The sequence below is a fragment of the Xanthomonas sp. BRIP62409 genome, assembly GCF_003992965.1.
Lineage (GTDB): Bacteria > Pseudomonadota > Gammaproteobacteria > Xanthomonadales > Xanthomonadaceae > Xanthomonas > Xanthomonas euroxanthea.
The window spans coordinates 233,384-253,016 of the sequence record NZ_QEZJ01000015.1; the positions used below are offsets into that span (position 1 = coordinate 233,384).

Genomic DNA, 19,633 nt, shown 5'->3' on the forward strand with positions numbered 1-19,633 from the left:
TTAGTTGTCGTTGCTGCGTGCCAGCTTGGCAATGATCCAGCCGGTCGCAAACGCAACACCGAACGCAGCCAGCGGGCGCTCACGAATCAGATCGGTGGCGCTTTCCAGCAGGTCATTGCCCTTGCTGACCAGCACATCGAGTTGCTCCTTGGCAGCGGCGCCGCCGAACTCGGCAGCAGCCATGCCGGCCAGTGCGGTATCAGAAAGCTCAGCCTTGACGTTGGCGCGACCGAGCTTGAGCTCATCGCCTGCAGCGCTGGTGGCACCCTTGACGGCTTCGCCTGCGGCGCTGGCGGCAGACTTCAGGTGGGTGCCGGCTTCGCTCAGGTTTTCCTTCAGCTGGTCGGTATTGGTGGGGCTCATGTGATATCTCCTTCGGTCATTGATGGCAGCCGCGACAGCGTGCGGGCGTGGTGCAGCAATAGCATCGCTACGGTGTAGGAGGTGTTAGTGCGCGCCGATGGCAGTGCACGCCACGTCAACGCATCAACGCGTCGTACTGCGCGTTGCCACGCAGGATGCGCACGACCAGTTGCTGCGGCTTGCGCTGGAAGTTGGCACGCCAGCTGGCCAGATCGGCAAACTCGCCCACGCTGCTGGCCACGATCACATCGCCGCTGACCAGACCATTGGCTGCGGCACGACCGCCGCGTTTGACCTCGCTGACCATGACGCCGGTAATGCCGGACTGCCGCAGCGATTCGGGCAGGTCAACGAAGGTGGCGCCGCCCAGGCGCGGGTCGAGCATGTCGCCGGTGACTGCGCGGTCCTGCTCTTTCAGTTTGGCGGTGAGGGTGAGCGGTTTGCCATCGCGGCGAATCTCCAGCCTGACCGGGCTACCAACCGCCTGCAGGCCTTCATAGTTGTGCAGCGCCTCTGCACTGTCCACGCGCTGGTCATTGGCGGCCACCACCACATCGCCTGGCTGCACGCCTGCGGCGGCCGCAGCGGACCCTGGCAACACACGCGTCACCAGCGCACCCCGCAACGAATCCACACCCAGGCCCTGCAGCATCTGCTGGGTGAGGTTCTGGGTTTCCAGCCCGAGCGTGCCACGCACCACCACGCCCTTGGTCACCAATTGCTCCACCACATTGCGCGCCAGGTTGGAGGGGATCGCCAGACCCAGGCCGATATTGCCGGCCATGCTGCCCTGGGGATTGAAGCTGGCGGTATTGATGCCCACCAACTGGCCCTGCAGGTTGACCAGCGCACCGCCGGAGTTACCCGGATTGATCGAGGCATCGGTCTGGATGAAATTCTGGTAGCCCAGCCCGCGAATACCGCTGCGGCCCACTGCCGAGACGATGCCGGAGGTCACCGTCTGGGTGAAGCCGAACGGGTTGCCGATCGCCACCACGAAGTCACCCACGCGCAGCGCATTGCTGTCGGCCAGCTTGATGTCGGTGAGGTTGTCGGCCTTGATGCGGATCAGCGCGATATCGGTATCGGCATCGGAGCCGATGAAATCGGCCTTGACCGTGCGCCCGTCGCCAAGCGTCACCTGCACATCGTCGGCATTTTCGATGACGTGGTGATTGGTCAGCACATAGCCTTTTTGCGCATCGATGATCACGCCAGAACCCAGCGACTCGTTGATGCGGTCCTGCGGCACCTGCGGAAACAGCCGGCGCAGGATCGGGTCGTTGAAGAACGGGTTGCGCACGCGCACCACTTGCTTGGTATTGACGCTCACCACCGCCGGCATCGCTTGTTGCAGCATCGGCGCCAGCGACGGCACCGGTTGCCCGGCGACGGCGGCCGGCAGTGCGGCGGCCGCGGGCAGGCTAAAGGTGGTGGACGCGCCGGCCGGTGCGGCCTCGGCGCGGTTGTCCATCCAGGCATTGATGCCGGTGGCGGCAAATCCGCCGAAGGCAGCGGCCAGGGAAAGGGTCAGCAAGGTGGGCAGCGGGCGCATGCAACGAGTCCGGGTTACGCGGTGGAAGAGGAATAGGGCGTCTGACTGCGTAAATCAAGCTGAACGAGAGTGCCAGCGGGCAATTTAACGCCTGGTGAAAGCGCCGCCGAGCCCTTGCCGGCGCTGCGTTGACAGTCGCTTGAGCCCGGCGTAGCGTCCGCTTGATCCGATGCCTGTTCAGCATACGCATGCCGCTGCGCATCGCCCGCGTTTTCAGCACTGATGCCCTTAAGGAGGGTCCTATGAGCAACGGCAATGGTGTGACGGCAACCCTGTCCGAGGCTGTCGATAGCGTCAAGAGCACTGCCACCGAACTGGGCGAGACCATCGCCAGTACTACCAGCGACGCGGTGGCCAGCGTGCAGGACGCGGCCGGCACGGCGGCGGCAGAGGTCAAGATCCGCGTCGCCAAGGCCCGCAAGGCCGTGGTCAAGGTTGAACAGCGCGTCGTCGAAAAGGCTGGCGATGCAGCCACCGCGGTCAAGCGCAGCGTGGCCAAGACCAAGCGCTCGCTGGTGTCGGGCAAGGAGGCCGCCAGGGACAAGTTGACCGCCACCAAGGACGCTGCCAAGCAGAAGCTTGCATCTACCAAGGATGCCGCCAAGCAGAAGCTGAGCAGCACCACCGATGCTGCCAAGAAGAAACTGGCCAACACCAAGGCCAGCGCCAAGCAGAAGCTGGAAACCGCCAAGGCCAATGCCAAGGCCGAAGCGGCAGCACTGAGTGCCAAGACCGCTGCCAAGAGCGCAGCGCGCAAGAGCGCGGTGGCCACGGTAGGCGCGCGTGCGGCAGCGAAGAAGGCTGCGGCCAAGGCGGCGCCGGTCAAGAAGCCGGTCGCCAAGACCATCGTCAAGCCCGCCGCCAAGAAGGCACCGGTGGCCAAACAGACCGCCACCAAACAGGCCACAGTGAAAAAGGCCCCGCTCAAGAAGGCGGTGACCAAGACCACTTTGAAGAAGGCTGCCAAGGTCACCAAGACCCCGGCCACGCGCGCAGTGGCCAAGACCACCGCTGCCCGCAAGGCGGTGGGCAAGAAAGTGGCCAAGCGCGTGACGCGTTGATGCTGCAGCACCAAGATGGCATTGCACGCTGACGATGCGTTGGCCGTGCAGACTGACAAAGGCCGGCGCTGTTCGTACAGCGCCGGCCTTTTTTGTGGTGTGACCTTTAACGAGGCGATCGCTTGCTTGCTGCACTCATGTGATCGGGCGAGTGACTGGATCTGACATTTGAACCGGATGGGCATCTGTCCATAGCGCTCGCCAGATGCGGGACATCAAGCCACTCTCCTCACGGAGCGAGAAGATACGGCTTGCACGCCATGGGCGCGCGTGTTTTGGAGCGCCCGCGCTGCAAGAATGGGTTAGGCGTGCAGCGGCGCGGGGATGAAACCGACGAAGCCCGCGTGTCGTTCCGAGTTCGCGAGGCTTCGCCCGTACCCTCATCCGCCCCTGCGGAGCACCTCCTCCCGATGGGAGAAGGAAACTGGAAGCCATCGCTTCCGCTAATCCGCTAATCCGCTAATCCGCTAATCCGATTCCCGATTCCCGATTCCCGATTCCCGAATCCCGAATCCCGAATCCCGAATCCCGAATCCCGAATCCCAAATCCCAAATCCCAAATCCCAAATCCCAAATCCCAAATCCCAGCTACTCCATTCCCTTGACCAACTGCTCGGCGCCCTTGCGAATACCGGCCCTGGCTGCGTCATAGGCGCCCAGGCTGGCCTTGATGTTCATCGCGCTCGGGTACTGTTTTTCGACATAGGCGGCGAGCAGGCGGTTGCTCTGCGCGTCGAAGATTTCCACCGCGTAGCTGACCGAGCCGGAAAACGCGCCTTCCTTGCCGCGTGCGGCCTGCACCGCGTTGTAGGAACCGCCGCCCAGATCCACCTTCATGAAGGTGCCCAGCACCCGCTTGCTGGGTTTGGCACCGGTCAGGCTGATGCGCACGCGCAAGGTGTCGCGATCGGCCACTGTCGCGCGTTGCCAACGCTGCCCGATCGCATTGCCGAACTCCTGCTGCATGTCATCGGCGAGCATGCGTCTGTCCTGCTCGGGCACGTCTTCGAATTGCGCGTCGGGACCGCGATAGATGCTGACCGGCTCGACCAGTGCGGCGCGGTAACGTGTCCAATCCACCGCGCCCTGATAGGCGTACGGCATGCGGTCGCCGCGGCTGCCAACGTGCGGGCGCAGATAGCTTGAAGATGGCAACTGGCTGTACGGCATCGGACGCGTACTGGCACAACCGATCAGCGTCACGCCGACAACCAGCAGCGTGCCGCAACGGACAAGGGAAAAGGGCGACATGGGCAATACCGTGAGAAGGAAGCAGATAGGGACGAGCACGCGCGAGCGGGGCCGCGCGCTCAATGCATCAGATAACTGGCCACCGCCAGCGCAAACACCACGGCGGCGGCAGTGAACAACACCCCGCTCTTGGCCCACTGCTGCAGCCGGCGCGCCTGACGTGCGCTACGGATATCCGGCAGTTCGCTCCAGATGTCGCGATTGCGCGTGCCGGTGCGGCCGCAGCGAAAGTCCAGCAGGAGGACATCGGCGACCGGGGCAGGGACAGCGCTGTCGTTGGCAGCCGTATGCGGTGCCAGTAGCGCGATGGCGGCGGGGGAAAGCGGGGTGGAACGGATCGAGTGAAACATCACCATGCATCCTGGATGCGTGCGGTGAGTGCACTGTAGGCAGCGGGTTTTGGAAACTTATTGGGTTTGGCGCTGGGCGATCGCCACGCGCCACCTGCGTTCAGCCGGTGCGGCGCACGCCGTCGCTGGCGAACACCACGCGCACGCACAGTCCGCGGCCCTCGTGGCCTTCGCAGGTTTCGATGCTGGCTTCGTGCAGGCGCGCGATACCGGCCACCAGCGACAGCCCGATCCCGCTGCCCTGCACCTGGCTGCCGGCAACCCGGTAGAAGCGTTCGAAGATGGACGCGTGGTCACTCTCCGGCACGCCGGGGCCGTCATCGCTGACCTGCACGAACGGATGCAGCGCATCGGCGCGCAGGCAGTAGCCGCAACTCACTTCCACCATGCCGTGGGGCCGGCCATAGCGGATGGCGTTGTCGACCAGATTGCGGATCAGGATACCCACCGCATCCACATCGCAACGCAGCAGGCACGGCGATGCTTCCACCTGCAGATTGATGTGGCGGGCCTCGGCCTGCACGCTGAATTCGTCCAGCACATGCGAGATCAGCTCGCCCATGTCCACCTGCTGGTACGCCGCCGAACTGATGCCTGCATCCAGCCGTGCCAGATCCAGCAATTGCTCGGCCAGCCGATTGCTGCGGCGCGCGGTTTCCAGCAGCTGCTGCAGCGCCGCGTCCTTGGCCTCCAGCGTGGGTGCGCGCAGCGCGACCTCGGCGTAGGCATGCAGTGCAGACAGCGGGGTGCGCAGTTCGTGCGCGGCGTCTGCCACGAAATCGCGCTCGGCCTGCACGGTCTTTTCCACGCGGGCCAGCAGCGAATTGAAGGAGCCGATCAGCGGGCGAATCTCGTCCGGCACCTGCGCCAGCGGCACCGGCTCGGTCTCCAGCCCGGTGCGTTGCGCGATGGCCCTGGAGATGGCGCGCAGCGGTGCGAGCGAGGTGCGGACCGCCCACCACACCAGCACGCCCAATACCCCCAGTTGCAAGGTGTTGAGCACCATCGCAATCAAGGTCTGCTTGAAGCTCATGCGCGAGGACGCATTGCCGATCGGGGTGTGCGTATCGACCGCGGCCGGCGGCTCCGGTTGCGTATCGAAGCGGTGCTCCAGCGCGTCGGGCAGGGCGCTGATCAACTGGTCGCCGAACATGTTGAGCTCCTGCTCGAACACGCTGTGATGGCCCTGGGTGACCAGGGCAACCAGGATCCACAACGAGGTGGACCAGCTCAACAACACGATTGCAGCCAGCGCCGCCAGCATGCGTGCCTGCAGCGATTTCATTCCGGTGCCTTGCCGACCATGTAGCCCTGGCCATACACCGTGGAGATCAGCTCGTCGCCGAGCTTGCGGCGCAGCTGGTGCACGTACACCGCAATCATGTTGCTGCCGCCTTCGGACGGACCGCCGTAGACGCCTTCTTCCAGTTGATCCTTGGTGACCACGCGCCCGGCGCGTTCCATCAGCGCCAGCAGCAGGCGGTATTCGTGCGCGCTCAGCGCCACCCACTTGCCGTCGCGGGTGACCTTGCGGCTGCTCGGGTCCACGCAGACATCGCCCTGCGTGAGCAGCGGCACCACGCGTCCCTGGCTGCGCCGGGTGATCGCACGCAGCCGAGCCATCAGCTCGTCGAACTGGAACGGTTTGACCAGATAGTCGTCGGCACCGGCATCCAGGCCGCGGATGCGGTCGGTGAGCTGGCCGCGCGCGGTCAGTGCGATCACCGGCGTGGCGTCGTAATGGCCGCGCATGAAGCGGATCACCGTCAGCCCGGACTCGCCCGGCAGGCCGATATCCAGCAGCACCGCGGTGTAGCGGTGGTCCACCAGCACGGTCTTGGCGGCATTGGCGCTGCCGACGTGGTCGATGGTCCAGGACTGCTGGCGGACGCCATCGCAGATCGCGTTGGCCAGCATGGTGTCGTCTTCGACAAGCAGCAGGTGCATAGGTGTTCCGCCGGGCCCAGGGCCAGTCCGAGATCGGCAGCACTGTCGGAGATGGTCGTTAGGCAAATATTAGTGCATGGCCCTCCGTGCCGTTACAGGCGGCCGGCAGCCCTGCCATTGCGCAGGGCCCCAGGGCCACGCAGGCGCTAGCGCTGCAGGATGGCGCGCAACGCCGCTTCCAGATGGACATACTGGAAGCGGAAGCCGGCATCCAGCGCGCGTTGCGGCAGCACGCGCTGGCTGATCAGCAGCAGCTCGGCCATCTCGCCGAAGCCCAGCCGCAGCAGGCCGGCCGGCAGCGCCAGCAGTGCCGGGCGATGCAGCACGTGGGCCAGGGTGCGCGCGAACTCGGCATTGGTGACCGGGGTCGGTGCGGTGGCGTTGTAGGCGCCGGGCTGGCCGTGTTCCAGCAACCACAGCAGCAAAGCCACCATGTCGGCGCGGTGGATCCAGCTCATCCAGTGGCGTCCATCGCCGAACGGGCCGCCGCCGCCGAAGCGGAACGCCGGCAGCATGCGGGCCAGGGCGCCGCCGTCGCGGTCGAGCACGATGCCGGTGCGGACCCAGCTCACGCGCGGGCCGAGTGCGCCGATCTTTGCCGCTTCGGCTTCCCAGTCGCGGCACAGCTGCGCAGAGAAATCGTTGCCGGCGTGGTCCGCCTCGGTCAGGACGCTGTCGCCCCGCTCGCCGTAATAGCCTACCGCCGAGCCGGAAATCAGCACCGCCGGGCGCCGTTCGGCCGGCTGCTGCGCGATCCAGGCATGCAGCTGGCCGGTGATGCCCAGGCGCGACGCGCGGAAGCGCTGCTTGCGCGCATCGGTCCAGCGGCCGGCCGCCAGCGGCTCGCCCGCCAGATTGATGACCGCATCGGCCTGCACGCCGTCCAGCGTGTCCACCACGGTCACGCCGGGCAGGAGACGCGCCGCGCGCCGTAGGTCGCGGGTCAGCACGCTGACCTGGTGCCCGGCCTGCACCAGTGCCGGACACAAGGCCTGGCCGATGAACCCGGTGCCGCCGGTGATGAGCAACTGCATGGGACATTCCTGCGCCGAATCGATGCGGCACGATAGGCCAGCGCTGCCTGCTGCAAAGTGAAGTTGCTGCTGCACCCGCTGCGATGGCCGCGTGCGGCACCAGGACGGCGGCCGGGGGAGGGCGCGTCCATCGGCAAAGACGGGCAAGGCCCAAACGCCAACGCGCCGGACAGGCCGGCGCGTTGGGTGCTTGCAGACGCTGTAACAGGCTCAGCGCGAGGATGACACCGCGTGGGCGCGCTCGAAGTGCGCCGACACCACGCGCCGGCTTTCTTCCAGATGCTGCTTGACCGGCGCGCTTTCGGCGGCGGGCAGCAGTTCGGCGTCGATGATCTTGATGGTGTCGCCGTGGTCGCTGACCATCGTGCGCAGGAAGGCATTGCGGTAGGCGTCCTTGCCATCGGGCAGGGTCGCTGTCTTTGCCAGCGCGTCCACCGCTGCCTTGCCCTTGGCGCGCATTGCATCGGCGCGCGGGCTGTCGGTGGCACCCAGTGCCTTGCTCTTCTCCAGGTTGGCTTCGTGGTCGTGCAGCAGCTGCTTGGCGAAGGTGTCGGTCGCACCGCCCAGATCCTGGGAGATGGCCTGCTTGGCCAGCGCGATCTCGTTTTCATCCAGCGCCGCCAGCACGCCGAGCACGGCGGGATCGCCCTTGGCCAGTTCGGCAGCGCCGGTGCCGCTGACCGGTGCGGCAGTCGGTTCGGGCGATACTGCCGGCGCAGTCCGCGAGGCATCGCCGCCGGGGCGATCGCAGGCGGTCAGGGAGAGCACGGCAAGGAGCGATGTCGCGACAAGAAGGGATTTCATGGAGGTCCTAAAAGAATGCGGCCAATACTGCCGACGGTGAAATGCAAAGGAGCCGCTACGCGGCTCCGGTGATGCGTGGATCGGCGCCTGCCGGTCAGGCCAGCTGCGCCTGGGCGGCTGCGCCAAGGCCCAGCGGTCTAGCTGGTGTACGCACGCTGTCCTGTGCAGTGCGGCACACGCGCGCCATGCGTGCGGTGCGCTCGCGAATCAGCGCGTGTTCGCTGGCCGGGGCACTGCCCAACAAGCTGGCGACATGGAAGCCTAGGATGTCCTCCGCGCGGTCGCCCTGGTCGCTGACGATGTGCGGAACCAGCCGCTCCAATCGCTCCAGCTCCTGCTGCACTTGATACGGGGTTTTCATGATGCTCTCCAATGAGGAACGGTCTTGCTCAACTATTGCGGTTGCCTAACCGCTGCCAGCAATCGGTCGCCAACTGCTCGTAATTGGACTGCGTGCTGGATGAAATGAAGTGATGCTCCAGGCGGTCGCGAAACAGGCGCAGACGTTCCTGATCGCTCGAACGCGGTGCCTGCAGATAGATATCGCAGGCCATTTTCACCACCGGGGACAATTCGCTGAACTTGCCTGCGCCCAGGTTGCCCTGCGCGTGACGCGCCTGCCAATGCGCGATTTCGGCCTGTACATCGATGACGGATGGGTCTCTGCTCATGACTTCGCGTGGTCCGGGTTAAACAAACTTGACACGCAGGGTAACCGTGGCTGTGTCAACGGATGATCATCGAACCCGACTATTGGCCCAATCGCAGCAGCGCGTGCTTAACTGGTCAGCTTCGTTTGCGCCGTGACATGCTGCGCATGCAGGTCGTGTCGTCTGCAGCGTGCATCGGCGATTCAAGTCATAGCGCAGCGGTGAGCACCCGTCAGCAATCGATTGCATCCTTTCGAAAGGTCTACGTCAGGCAAGGTCCCATTGCCACCGTGCATCGGACGATCGTTGCGATGATGTCGGGGCAAACATGCGCGCAATGCCGCAATTTACGGAAGATTCTGAATCGTTCCACACTTGTGTAACGTCTGATGCTTAGGATGTGGGATGACATGATGGAGATGAGAGTACTCAGGATGCAGGACAGCGAAAGCAGTCGTAAGCCGCAAGCCGCCAGCGGCACCTCGGAAGCACGTGTGTGGTGGCATGCCCTGGTGGAGTTGCGTGGGGGACGTGTCGCCATCAGCTTGATCGTCGTCCTTGTGATCGTGCTTGCGTTCTATCTGACCTTGAAGTAAGCCGGGTTCTTCCGGCGCCGGCGTAGCGTTGCATCACCGACTGCGCGGGTCTCAACTGCTTGAAAAGCCAGCAACGGCACGCGGTTCGACGCTGCGAGGGGAGACGTGATGGCGCACAAGCAGTACTGCCAGGTCCTGGGGCATGTCACTCGGCCGGTGCCCGAGGATGGTCATGAGCGTGCCACGCATGCGTGGGTCTGTCGCGAAATTGCACGGCTGCTGGGCGTGCGCGGCGCAGGGCATCGTGCCGCCTCCGGACCCATGGTTGCCGAGACCGTGTTTCATGTGCCCGATGAAACTCTGACGTCGGAACAGGCGCATGGACTCGGCATCGATGACGCTGCGGACTTGCTGGGCGGCATCGTGCCGCATGCCTTCCTGGCAACCAAGGTGATCGGCCACCCGCTGATTGCCGAGCAGGCAGCCAGCGTCCCCGGATGGAACCAGGCACTGGCCACCGCGCTGATTCCGGCCACGTTGGCGGGCTATACGGTGTTTTCGCGCACCGATGCCCTGCGTGCGCTGCAGGCCCTGCTGCCGGATGGCGGTGTGCGACTCAAGCTACCGACCGGCGTGGGCGGCAACGGCCAATGGCGTATTGCCGATGCAGCGCAATTGACGCAGGTGCTGGACAGCTTGCCGGAGGACTATCTGGGCACGCATGGCGCGGTCCTGGAGCGCAATATCCTGCAGCCGGTGACACATAGCGTGGGCGAGCTATGCGTTGCCGGCGTCCAGATCGCCTATTACGGCACCCAATGCAGCGTGCGCAATGTGCAGGACGAGGACGTCTATGGCGGCTCATCGCTGCATGTGTATCGCGGATCGCTCGAAGCGCTGGCTATGACGGCGCTACCGCCCCTGCAACAGCGTGTGGTCGCGCAAGCCTGCAGATACGATCGATTCATCACCGCCGCCTATCCTGGGTTGCACATCTCGCGGCGCAACTACGATGTGGTCAGCGGCGACGATGGAAGGAACGGTGCGGTCTGCGGCGTGCTGGAGCAATCCTGGCGCGTCGGCGGCGCCACACCGGCCGAGCTCGCCGCGATTGGCAGCTTTCAGGACGATGCCGAACTGCGCTGGGTGCATGCATCCACGCACGAGATCTATCAGGGCCAACCGCCCGCAGATGCGCAGATCTACTATCGCGCCGAACGCCCTGGGCCGGGTCCGCGCTTCAAATACAGAAGGGTATCCACCACGTAATGGAAGCCAAACTTTCCAGCATCCAGATCCCGGTCGACCAGGACGAACTCAGTGGCACCTTGCTCACGCCCACCGGCATTCCCGCCGTGCTGTTCGTGCATGGCTGGGGCGGTAGCCAGCATCACAGCCTGGTACGCGCGCGCGAAGCGGTCGGCCTGGGCTGCATCTGCATGACCTTCGACCTGCGTGGCCATGAAGGCTACGCGTCCATGCGCCAGAGCGTGACACGCGCGCAGAACCTGGACGACATCAAGGCAGCCTACGATCAGCTTGCCGGCCTGCCGTATGTCGACCCGCAATCGATCGCCGTGGTCGGACTCAGCTACGGTGGCTACCTGTCCGCCTTGCTGACGCGCGAACGCCCGGTGGAATGGCTGGCGTTACGCTCGCCCGCGCTGTACAAGGACGAGCATTGGGATCGCCCCAAGGTCAGCCTCAACGCCGATCCGGAATTGATGGATTACCGGCAGCGCGTGCTGACCCCGGACGACAATATCGCCTTGGCGGCCTGTGCCGACTACAAGGGCGATGTGCTGCTGGTGGAGGCGCAACACGACGTGATCGTGCCGCATCCGGTGTTGCGCAATTATGCCAATGCCTTCGTCAATGCGCGCTCGCTGAGCGCGCGGGTGATTGCCGGTGCCGATCACGCATTGAGCATCAAGGAACACCAGCAGGAATACACGCGGACCCTGATCGACTGGCTGACCGAAATGGTGGTCGGCCGGCGCATCGCCCTGGCCAAGGAAGTGGTGGCCGCACGCAAGCAGATGCTCAAGCAGCAACAGGGCGATGCAGTGTCATCGCCCGGGCAGGGCGCGCGCGAATTTCGTGGCGACATCCGTGCCGTGGAAAACAGCTCCAGCTGAGTGGTCCACGCAACGGGGTCAGCGTCCCCGTTGATGTTTTCGACAATGAAGAACGGGCCCATCGGGCCCGCTCTTTTTTCAAACGTCAGCGTGGCCTGGTGCCAGGCCGCGACACCTTAGACGCGCGGGTCGGTCGGGTTGCGACGTGCAGCCTGATCGTGATTCTCCGAATCGAAGGCTTCGCGCACGGCATGCTTGGCCTTTTCCCAGCTCAGGCGCGAGTTGGACTTGAAACGATCCCAGCCGTCGCCCAGATCGCGTTCCAGATGGTCGTCCCACTGGCGGCCGACATATTGCTGACGCGCCTGCATGCCGTAACGATAGGCAGGGCGATAATCGTCGTAGGAATATTCGGCGTCGCGATAACTCGCGCTGTCGAAACGGCCTTGGTAATGCGTATCGCCCTCGCCATAGACGCTATGCGTGCGATCGGCACGCTCCCAGGCATCGCGCGCGGCAAGGCGTGCCTCTTCCCATTCCAGGCGCGATTCGCCGCGATTGCGCGGCCATTCACCAGCCAGCGTGGCCTCGGTTTCTTCCCAGGTGCTGGTCGGACGTGTTTCGCGCGCCTGCAGGCCAAAGCCGTAGACGGTGGCGTAATCGCGGTCGTAATCAGTGCCTTCCTTGTAGTAAGGACGGTTCTGGTGCTCCTGACGCCAGTATTCGGTTTCCACCGTGGGGTCCAGGCGCTCGGCCACGCCCTTGCCGGCTGCGGCACCGGCCACCACGCCAACCGCCGCGCCGATCAGCGTGCCCAGCGGACCGAACACGGTGCCGGCCAACGCACCGGCGGCAGCGCCGCCTGCGATGCCGCCCACACCCACACCGACCGGATGCGAACCGGGTGTACCGGAGATCGGGTCACGGTTCAGATCCTGCGCTTCGGCCTTGCGTTCCTGCTTGTCGAGAGGGGTGTCGTGGTTGCTCATGTCGTCTCCGTGTGCCTGTAGGTGCGTCTGTCGAGCAGATCGCGAACGTGGCCCACCTTGGCCAGCCAGGAGTGAAACGCATGTGCTTGGATGTGAGCACCACCGCGACAAGACTGAACTGTGCATTCGCCGCCATGGATGAGGCTGGTCGATAGAAGATAGAGGTACGACCGTATCGCCTTGCAGGTGTTTGGATGCCTTTATAGACAAACAGGCACTGCCGATGTTTCAGCGATCGCCATGTTCGGTTGTCTTCGCAAAACGCGGTATGTGCCGATCTCCATGCACAGGCGCTTGCACGCACCTGGCGTGGCTATGCACGCGGACTGCGCCACCTTATTGCGCGCAGGTCATTGACGCACCGACAGCGCATGCGTGCGACTTGATGCGTAGGCCACCAGCCAGGCGTCTCGATCGAAGCGAGCATGCGTCACCGGTCAACGCGAGACAGACCGGTGGCTTTCCAGCGTCAAGCCACGCTCACCCGCCGTGCGTGCCCAAGGTGCGTGCACCGGTGAGTATCATGCGCAGCATCTGCGAGATCTGCTCGATCAGTTCGGGGTCTTTTTCCGGCGGCGAGTCCATCGCCACCGCACCCATCGCAAACACCAGCCGGGTGATCGCCTTGGACACCAGCGCCGGCGCATGCAGCTTGGCATTGTCGGCGGCGGCCAGGCGGATCAGGTCCACCCGCAACTCGTCTTCGAAATAGCTGAGCTCACGCTCCACCGCCTGCTTGAACGCATCCGAGCCCACCGCACCTTCGCGCAGCAGCACGTGCAGCAACTTGTCGTCGGCACGCAGCTGTTCCATAAAGGCTTCGACCGACACCCGGATGACGCTGCGGTCGGTGGAGGTGGCGCGCTGACGGGCCTGGCCGATGATGGTGCGCAACGAACGCCCGGCCAGATCGATCAGGGCCACCGCCAGTTCGTCCATGTCGCGGAACTGGCGATAGAAGCTGTTGGGCGCGATGCCGGCTTCGCGGGCCACTTCGCGCAGGCTCAGCGTGGACAGGCTGCGGTGTGGTCCGATCAGCGACAGTGCCGCGGCGATCAGATCCTCACGTGAAATCGCCGGCTTGCGTGACGGCGGCGCGTCGTTGGAAGGCAGGGCGATGGAGGTCATGAGGCGGTAGCCGGGCGTGGGCCTGAATCATAGCTCCTCTGATCGATATACAACTGTATACACGGCTGTGCATGCATGCGTATAGTGCAATCCATGAACCTGGCATCCGACCCCAAGTCCAAGTCCCCATTGCCGACGCGCCTGGCGCGCCGGCTGGTGTCGCCGCAGTTGTTCGATTTCTGGGCAACCCGGCTCAACCCCCTGTGGACCCTGGAACGGCCAATGGCCCGCCTGGTCGCGCGCACGCCGGCCAGCCGCGACGCGGTGACCCTGGTGCTGCGGCCCAACGGCCACTGGCAGGGGCTGCAGGCCGGCCAGCACGTGAGCCTGGGCGTGGAGATCGACGGCCGCCGCCTGCTGCGCAGCTACAGCCCGACCGTGCTGGCCGATGGCCGCTTGGCGATCACCGTCAAGGCGATCGAGGGCGGGCTGGTAAGCCGCTACCTGGCCGGCGATGCGCCGATCGGGACGGTGGTGTCGCTGGATCCGGCCTTCGGCGACATGCTGCTGCCGGCCGCCCCGACGCCGCTGTTGCTGCTGGCGGCCGGCTCGGGCATCACCCCGATGCGCGCGCTGCTGCAGGCCGCCGCGCAGGCCGGCATGCCGATGGACGTGGACCTGCTGTACTGGGTGCGCCAGCGCGACGAAGCCTGCTTCGTCGAGGAATTCGAGGCGATGGCCGCCGCACATCCGCGCCTGCGCGTGCGCCTGCTGACCACCCGCGAAGGCGCCACGCCGGCTGCGCGCATCGATGGCTACCCGTTGGAGCAGGTCGCCGATCTCTCCAGCCGCCACGTCATGGTCTGCGGCCCGGGCGGCTTCGTGCAGGCAGCGCGCGCGCGCCTGCAGGGCCGCGTGGCCGCGTTCCAGGCCGAAGCCTTCAGCGTGCCGGTGCTGGACGACGGCGAAGCCGGTGAGGTGCAGGTCCAGCTGTCACGCAGCGGCCGTACGCTGACCCTGCCGCGCGGCCAGTCGCTGCTGGAGGGGCTGGAAGCGCAAGGCCTGCGGCCGAAGCACGGTTGCCGCATGGGCATCTGCAACAGCTGCGCCTGCGCGCGCCAGGCCGGCACCACGCGTCACCTGTTGACCGGTGAGCGCAGCAACGAACCCACCGCACAGGTCCGCCTGTGCATCAGTGCCCCGAGCACTGACCTGATCCTGGATCTGTAAGGAATCCTCATGAGCCGAGTCCACAACCGCGCCCTGTCCGCTGCCGAACTGCAGTCCTTCGGCGACGAACTCGACGCCATCCGCGCCCGCGTGCAGGCCCAGGTCGGTGCCGCCGATGCGCGTTACATCCGCCGCATCGTGGCCGCGGTGCGCTGGACCGGCGTGGCCGGACGCGCGCTGCTGTTCCTGGGCGCGTTCGTGCACAGCGTGCTGATCCCGGCGTGGATCGCCGGTGTGGTGCTGCTGACGCTGTCCAAGATCCTGGAGAACATGGAGCTGGGCCACAACGTCATGCACGGCCAGTACGACTGGATGGGCGACCCGCAGCTCAACGGCAACACCTACGAGTGGGACATCGTTGCCACCGGCGACAACTGGCGCAAGACGCACAACTTCAAGCACCACACCTACACCAATGTGCGCGGCATGGACGACGACATCGGCTACGGGCTGCTGCGCATCTTCCCCGAGCAGCGCTGGCGCCCGTTCTACCTGCTGCAGCCGTTCATTGCGGTGGTGTTCGCGTTGCTGTTCGAATGGGGCGTGGCAATCCAGGACCTGCGCCTGGGCCGCTGGTTCGCCGGCAAGATGAAGGCGGCCGAGTTGCGCGCCTCGTTCCTGCCGGTCGGCCGCAAGATCGGCCGCCAGATGCTCAAGGATTACATCGTGTTCCCGGCGCTGGCCGGCCCGTTCTTCCTGACCGTGTTGCTGGGCAACCTGGCCGCCAACGTGCTGCGCAGCATCTGGACCTTCGTGATCATCTTCTGCGGTCACTTCACCGCCGATGCGGAAGTGTTCCCGAAGGAGTCGATCCGCAACGAGTCGCGCGGTCACTGGTATCTGCGTCAGCTGCGGGGGTCTTCGAACCTCACCGGCGGCAAGCTGATGAACGTGCTGTCGGGCAATCTGAGCCACCAGATCGAGCACCACTTCTACCCGGACCTGCCGGCCAACCGTTACGCGCAGATTGCGGTCGAGGTGAAGCAGATCTGTGCGCGCTACGGCCAGCACTACAACACCGGCTCGCTGCCGCGTCAGTTCGGCCAGGTGATGTGGCGGATCGTGCGGCATGCGTTCCCGAGCCGGCCCAGGCCGGTACGTCGCCAACGCGAAGGCGCCCTGCAAGGCGCCTGATCGAAAGGGCCGCCACTGGCGGCCCTTTTTCTTGTCGGGCCAGTCAGTTCGGCCTGGCGGCCACACGAGCGTGCGCCTGGTCGGCGTGCGACCTCGTTGCTTTCGGCACAGGCGAACCGTCTTGGCCGCGAATCGAGCAGGCCGTGCGTGCCTCCCGCTGATTGCCATGCCTGGATCGCCGTGCCCGGTTGGTCGACGACTCGCCGTCACGGCTCCAAGTCGGTGTTGACGCCGTAGCGGCGCTGGTCAGTGCGCGCCGCCGCGCATCAACGCGTGGTAGGCGATGAAGCCGGTGGCCGGCAGCGCGCGTGAGAACAGCCAGCCCTGCGCCAGGTCCACGCCGTGCGCGCGCAGATAGTCCAGCTGCTCCTGCCGTTCCACGCCTTCGGCGATGGTGCGCAGCTGCAGCGTCTTGGCCATGTCGATGATGTGCGAGGTCACCGCGCTGGTGGCCGAGTGGGTGCCGATGGTGTCCACGAAGGACTTGTCGATCTTCAGCGCATCCAGCGGCAAGCCTTGCAGGTACTGCAGGCTCGAATAGCCGGTGCCGAAGTCGTCGATCGACACCGTGTGGCCGGCACCGCGCAGGTGGGTGATGGTGGTGCGCGCCGCTTCGATGTCCATCAGGCTGCGTTCGGTCGCCTCCACCCACAACTGTCCGCTGTCCACGTTGGTGCCATGCAGCGCCCGGGCCAGCACGGTCTGCACACGGCCGCTCTTGATGTCGTCGGCGGAGACATTGATGGCCACGTGCAGGGAAGGGTCGGTCGCCAGGGTCGGGCCGAGGTCGCGGATGACTTCGGCCACCACCAGATCGGTGATCGGCAGGATCAGGCCGCTCTCTTCGGCCAGCGGGATGAAGGCATCGGGCGGGATCAACACGCCATCGGGTTGCTGCCAGCGCACCAGCGCCTCGGCACCGACGCAGGCGCCGGTGTCGAGCGCGATGATCGGCTGGTAGTGCACCACAAACTCGTTGCGCTGCACGGCGATTTCCAGCCGCGCCAGCGGCGACAACCGCCGCCGCGAGACCCAGATCACCAGGCTGACCAACAGCAGCGCCAGCGCGATGCCGACTGGTACCACCTGCAGCCGTGCAGCCGCCAGCGGCCCGCGCAGATACGCCACCGGCTCGGTGACGACCGCGGCCCAGTCGCCGCGGCGGTCGCGGCCGGACAATGCCTGGGCATCCGTCCCGGGGCCGGATGCAGCGGTCGGCAGCGCGATCAGCAGCTGCTCGGCGGCGGTGCCGGTGCTGCTCAGTATCTGGCCGTCCGGCGTGCCAATCGCCAATTGCAGGCCGGGCGGCAGATTGATGTCGGTCAGCGTGGTCGGATTGATCAGCACGTTGTAGTCCCGCAACTGCAAGGCCATCAGCGGGTGGTGCGGATTGGCCAGCGGGCGCAGCCGTGTGGTGACCGCGATGCCGCGCTTGACCACGAAGTCGGCAGCGGTGTGCGCCACGACCTCCGGTGATGGGCCCCACGAGGTGCAGCGCAGCCGGCCCTGCTGGAGGTAGCCCAGTTCGACGATGTAGTGACTGGCCAGCACCAGCGCGCGCATCTGCGCCAGATGCGGTTGGGAACACGGCTGCAGCGGCGATGCGCCCATGCTCAAGAGCGCACCATGTGCCTCGTCAAAGGCGGTTTCGGTGCGCCGGATCGACAATGCCGCGAGTTGCGCGAGCTTGCCTTCCTCGCGGTCCAGCGCCAGCCGCCATGCCAGGTAGTAGGACAGGCTGATCGGAAGCGTTGCGCACAGCAGCACCAGCAACACGGTCACACTGATGATGCGTTGACGCTTCACCTCACCACCCACATCTGCGGGGAGGCGTGCTCACGCACGACAACCCGCGCAGGGCAGCGCTGACATGCATCGCCCCACGAACGGCGCGGCGTAGTTGCGCCGCACGCGGGCATGCCGCGGCAAGACGGTGGAGAGAGTGACGGTGGACTGATGAGGCTGCACGTCGCGAATGTACGACAGACGCGTGGGTTGCGCGCGTCCGCGGGGCGAAGCGGATGTGATTTTCTGCAAATGATGGTGCCGGGCGCCGTGGGAATCGGCCTCGTCAATGGATTCACGCCCCTGCACCAGACGGCGCGCTAGGGTCGGGTCGTCTGTGCTCCCGCGTGGGAGCCGCGGCGCCATCCGGCTCCGTGCAAGGCACTCTCCCTGGAGGAATCACCATGACAACGCAGAAAGAACGCGTCGGCGGCACCGATGCAGTGCCGATCTTCAAGATGCAGGAAACCACCCGCGATGGCGAGCTGACCAAGTACGTGGTCGGCGACACCGGTGTTGCCTTCGACAGCCTGGAAGGCGCGCAGGCTGCGGCCAAGGATCTGGGCACGCTCAACGGTTGAGTCGGGCTGCAGTCCGGGCTGCGCAGTCGTTCAATGCCGGAGCGTCGGAGGCGCGGATAGGTCCGAGGGCGCGTGCCCTCACTGCTTGCAGGACAGGCAGTCCATCCTTAGGAGTCCTTGGCGGCACCCATGCCGCCAGGGGTCCCATAACCGGCCGGGCTACCGCACCGGTAAATCGGTCGGCCGCGTTCCTGCCAGTCGGCGTGCGGCGGGCAGATGAGACGTTTGTAGGTTGCGTGTTGAGGGGTTGTCCGCTGCCTGGCTTGCGATGGAACGCCGGCCGCGCACACCCCGGACACCCGGACACCCGGACACCCCAAGCCCCGCCCTGCTTGCACCAGGCACAGCGACCATCCTGATTGGTCCTTGTTCGCCTACCGCCGCGGGGCCTTGTGCGGCATGGATGCCGCAGAAGAGCCTCCGGGAACGGAGTCACGGCGTGTCCCGCGAGGGTGGGCAGGCGCGAGGGTGGGCAGGCAAGGGCCCCGCAACCAGGCCGCAGATCAGCCGCTCTTGATCCAGCTCTGCAGTCGGTCTATCCGTGCGCCTATCCTCGGCGGACCAGCATTCGCTGGCCGAGGAGGCGCGTTCTGGCGACCGGGCAGACTGCGATGGCAGCTGTGCGCAGCACTCAGGGAAGTGGCTGCTCGGTCAGTCGCCCGGTATGCGGGGTGTGGATCAACGGAGCCAGGTCGAAGCCCTGCTCGCGCGCATGCGCCAGATAGGCCTGGGTGATGTTTTCGTCCAGCTGCGGCAGCCTTGCCAGCAGCCACAGATACTTGCGGTCGGGACCGCCGACCAGCGCGGCGGTGTAGTCCGCATCGATACGCATCACCCAGTAATCGCCTTTGGTGAACGGAATCCAGCGCAGGCCTTCGGGCAGGAAGGTGACTTCCAGCCGCGCGTTGCTGTCGTCGATGGCGCGCGCCTCGCCGACTGCCTCTTCCAGCTCGCCTTCGGCGGTCAGGCAGCGGTTCTGCACCCGCACCGTGCCATCGTCCTGCAGCGAGTAGTGCGCCGATACATCGGTGCAATCGGCATCCTCGAAGCGAATCGGTAGCCGTGCGATCTCGTACCAGGTGCCCAGATAGCGATTCAGATCCAGGGACGGGACGGTGACTAGGTCGGGATGTCGGCTCATGGCGGCCTCTGCGCAGTGGTGTGGCGGACGTTGTACGTGCTTTGCCATGAAATGGATGTTGCGACGCCGGAGAGAG

Annotated in this window: 21 protein-coding genes; 7 read left to right on the forward strand and 14 right to left on the reverse strand. The window is 65.5% G+C overall.

All coding sequences use genetic code 11. From position 1 onward, the window contains the following. Together EO170_RS05570 and EO170_RS05575 are read right to left on the reverse strand one after the other, a co-directional pair. Positions 1 to 363 carry a hypothetical protein gene (locus tag EO170_RS05570; RefSeq protein ID WP_102251076.1) on the reverse strand — a complete coding sequence of 121 codons (363 nt, stop codon included), beginning with the start codon at positions 361 to 363 and terminating at the stop codon, positions 1 to 3. Positions 364 to 478: 115 nt separating this feature from the next. Then, positions 479 to 1,918 (reverse strand): Do family serine endopeptidase, encoded by a 1,440-nt coding sequence (locus EO170_RS05575; protein WP_046344874.1) that lies wholly within the window; start codon positions 1,916 to 1,918, stop codon positions 479 to 481. Between the two features lie 242 nt (positions 1,919 to 2,160). On the opposite strand from EO170_RS05575, the gene EO170_RS05580 reads away from it, so the two are divergent. After that, positions 2,161 to 2,979, forward strand: coding sequence for a histidine biosynthesis protein HisIE (locus EO170_RS05580; RefSeq protein WP_126943128.1), 819 nt, complete (start codon positions 2,161 to 2,163; stop codon positions 2,977 to 2,979). A gap of 588 nt (positions 2,980 to 3,567) precedes the next feature. Here EO170_RS05580 and EO170_RS05585 read toward each other — a convergent pair. From EO170_RS05585 to EO170_RS05620, 8 genes are all read right to left on the reverse strand, one after another. Then, positions 3,568 to 4,230, reverse strand: coding sequence for a DUF3313 domain-containing protein (locus EO170_RS05585; protein ID WP_126943131.1), 663 nt, complete (start codon positions 4,228 to 4,230; stop codon positions 3,568 to 3,570). A 59-nt stretch (positions 4,231 to 4,289) separates the two neighbouring features. Beyond that, positions 4,290 to 4,580 carry a hypothetical protein gene (locus EO170_RS05590; RefSeq protein WP_046346091.1) on the reverse strand — a complete coding sequence of 97 codons (291 nt, stop codon included), beginning with the start codon at positions 4,578 to 4,580 and terminating at the stop codon, positions 4,290 to 4,292. Between the two features lie 100 nt (positions 4,581 to 4,680). Then, positions 4,681 to 5,865, reverse strand: coding sequence for an ATP-binding protein (locus EO170_RS05595; protein ID WP_126943134.1), 1,185 nt, complete (start codon positions 5,863 to 5,865; stop codon positions 4,681 to 4,683). Then, complete coding sequence (locus EO170_RS05600) at positions 5,862 to 6,527, reverse strand: response regulator transcription factor (RefSeq protein WP_016902656.1); 666 nt, start codon at positions 6,525 to 6,527, stop codon at positions 5,862 to 5,864. Before EO170_RS05600 ends, EO170_RS05595 begins: the two co-directional genes overlap by 4 nt. A gap of 146 nt (positions 6,528 to 6,673) precedes the next feature. After that, positions 6,674 to 7,561 carry a TIGR01777 family oxidoreductase gene (locus tag EO170_RS05605; protein WP_104608735.1) on the reverse strand — a complete coding sequence of 296 codons (888 nt, stop codon included), beginning with the start codon at positions 7,559 to 7,561 and terminating at the stop codon, positions 6,674 to 6,676. Positions 7,562 to 7,771: 210 nt separating this feature from the next. Next, on the reverse strand, positions 7,772 to 8,365 hold the full coding sequence (locus EO170_RS05610; RefSeq protein WP_024939702.1) for a DUF4142 domain-containing protein: 594 nt from the start codon (positions 8,363 to 8,365) through the stop codon (positions 7,772 to 7,774). Between the two features lie 94 nt (positions 8,366 to 8,459). Further along, entirely contained in the window at positions 8,460 to 8,726 is a 267-nt protein-coding gene (locus EO170_RS05615) for a hypothetical protein (RefSeq protein ID WP_054591254.1), read from the reverse strand. Positions 8,727 to 8,754: 28 nt separating this feature from the next. Further along, the gene (locus tag EO170_RS05620; RefSeq protein ID WP_104584871.1) at positions 8,755 to 9,036 is read right to left on the reverse strand and encodes a hypothetical protein; all 282 of its coding nucleotides are present in this window, start codon (positions 9,034 to 9,036) and stop codon (positions 8,755 to 8,757) included. 389 nt (positions 9,037 to 9,425) lie between these two features. Here EO170_RS05620 and EO170_RS05625 point away from each other — a divergent pair, with 389 nt between their 5' ends. The 3 genes from EO170_RS05625 (at position 9,426) to EO170_RS05635 (ending at position 11,689) form a co-directional block, all read left to right on the forward strand. Further along, positions 9,426 to 9,611 carry a hypothetical protein gene (locus EO170_RS05625; RefSeq protein ID WP_126943137.1) on the forward strand — a complete coding sequence of 62 codons (186 nt, stop codon included), beginning with the start codon at positions 9,426 to 9,428 and terminating at the stop codon, positions 9,609 to 9,611. Between the two features lie 108 nt (positions 9,612 to 9,719). Beyond that, positions 9,720 to 10,820 carry a DUF3182 family protein gene (locus EO170_RS05630; protein WP_126943140.1) on the forward strand — a complete coding sequence of 367 codons (1,101 nt, stop codon included), beginning with the start codon at positions 9,720 to 9,722 and terminating at the stop codon, positions 10,818 to 10,820. After that, positions 10,820 to 11,689, forward strand: coding sequence for an alpha/beta fold hydrolase (locus EO170_RS05635; protein ID WP_119131644.1), 870 nt, complete (start codon positions 10,820 to 10,822; stop codon positions 11,687 to 11,689). Before EO170_RS05630 ends, EO170_RS05635 begins: the two co-directional genes overlap by 1 nt. A gap of 116 nt (positions 11,690 to 11,805) precedes the next feature. Here the strand turns inward: EO170_RS05635 and EO170_RS05640 are convergent, their stop codons facing one another. Further along, a complete protein-coding gene (locus EO170_RS05640) occupies positions 11,806 to 12,618 on the reverse strand; it encodes a hypothetical protein (RefSeq protein ID WP_126943143.1) in 813 nt (270 codons plus the stop codon). Positions 12,619 to 13,098: 480 nt separating this feature from the next. Continuing rightward, on the reverse strand, positions 13,099 to 13,746 hold the full coding sequence (gene fabR / locus EO170_RS05645) for an HTH-type transcriptional repressor FabR (protein WP_104584881.1): 648 nt from the start codon (positions 13,744 to 13,746) through the stop codon (positions 13,099 to 13,101). 93 nt (positions 13,747 to 13,839) lie between these two features. Here fabR and EO170_RS05650 point away from each other — a divergent pair, with 93 nt between their 5' ends. Together EO170_RS05650 and EO170_RS05655 are read left to right on the forward strand one after the other, a co-directional pair. Further along, a complete protein-coding gene (locus EO170_RS05650) occupies positions 13,840 to 14,916 on the forward strand; it encodes a ferredoxin reductase (protein ID WP_104649968.1) in 1,077 nt (358 codons plus the stop codon). A 9-nt stretch (positions 14,917 to 14,925) separates the two neighbouring features. Next, the gene (locus EO170_RS05655; protein WP_104584885.1) at positions 14,926 to 16,050 is read left to right on the forward strand and encodes an acyl-CoA desaturase; all 1,125 of its coding nucleotides are present in this window, start codon (positions 14,926 to 14,928) and stop codon (positions 16,048 to 16,050) included. A gap of 246 nt (positions 16,051 to 16,296) precedes the next feature. Here EO170_RS05655 and EO170_RS05660 read toward each other — a convergent pair whose 3' ends face one another. Next, positions 16,297 to 17,856, reverse strand: coding sequence for an EAL domain-containing protein (locus EO170_RS05660; RefSeq protein WP_126943146.1), 1,560 nt, complete (start codon positions 17,854 to 17,856; stop codon positions 16,297 to 16,299). Positions 17,857 to 18,239: 383 nt separating this feature from the next. Between EO170_RS05660 and EO170_RS05665 the strand changes: the two genes are divergently transcribed. After that, on the forward strand, positions 18,240 to 18,416 hold the full coding sequence (locus tag EO170_RS05665; protein WP_010374782.1) for a hypothetical protein: 177 nt from the start codon (positions 18,240 to 18,242) through the stop codon (positions 18,414 to 18,416). Positions 18,417 to 19,047: 631 nt separating this feature from the next. On the opposite strand, the gene EO170_RS05670 is transcribed toward EO170_RS05665, so the two are convergent. Further along, a complete protein-coding gene (locus EO170_RS05670) occupies positions 19,048 to 19,557 on the reverse strand; it encodes a lipocalin family protein (RefSeq protein ID WP_161960161.1) in 510 nt (169 codons plus the stop codon). Positions 19,558 to 19,633: the final 76 nt, after the last annotated feature.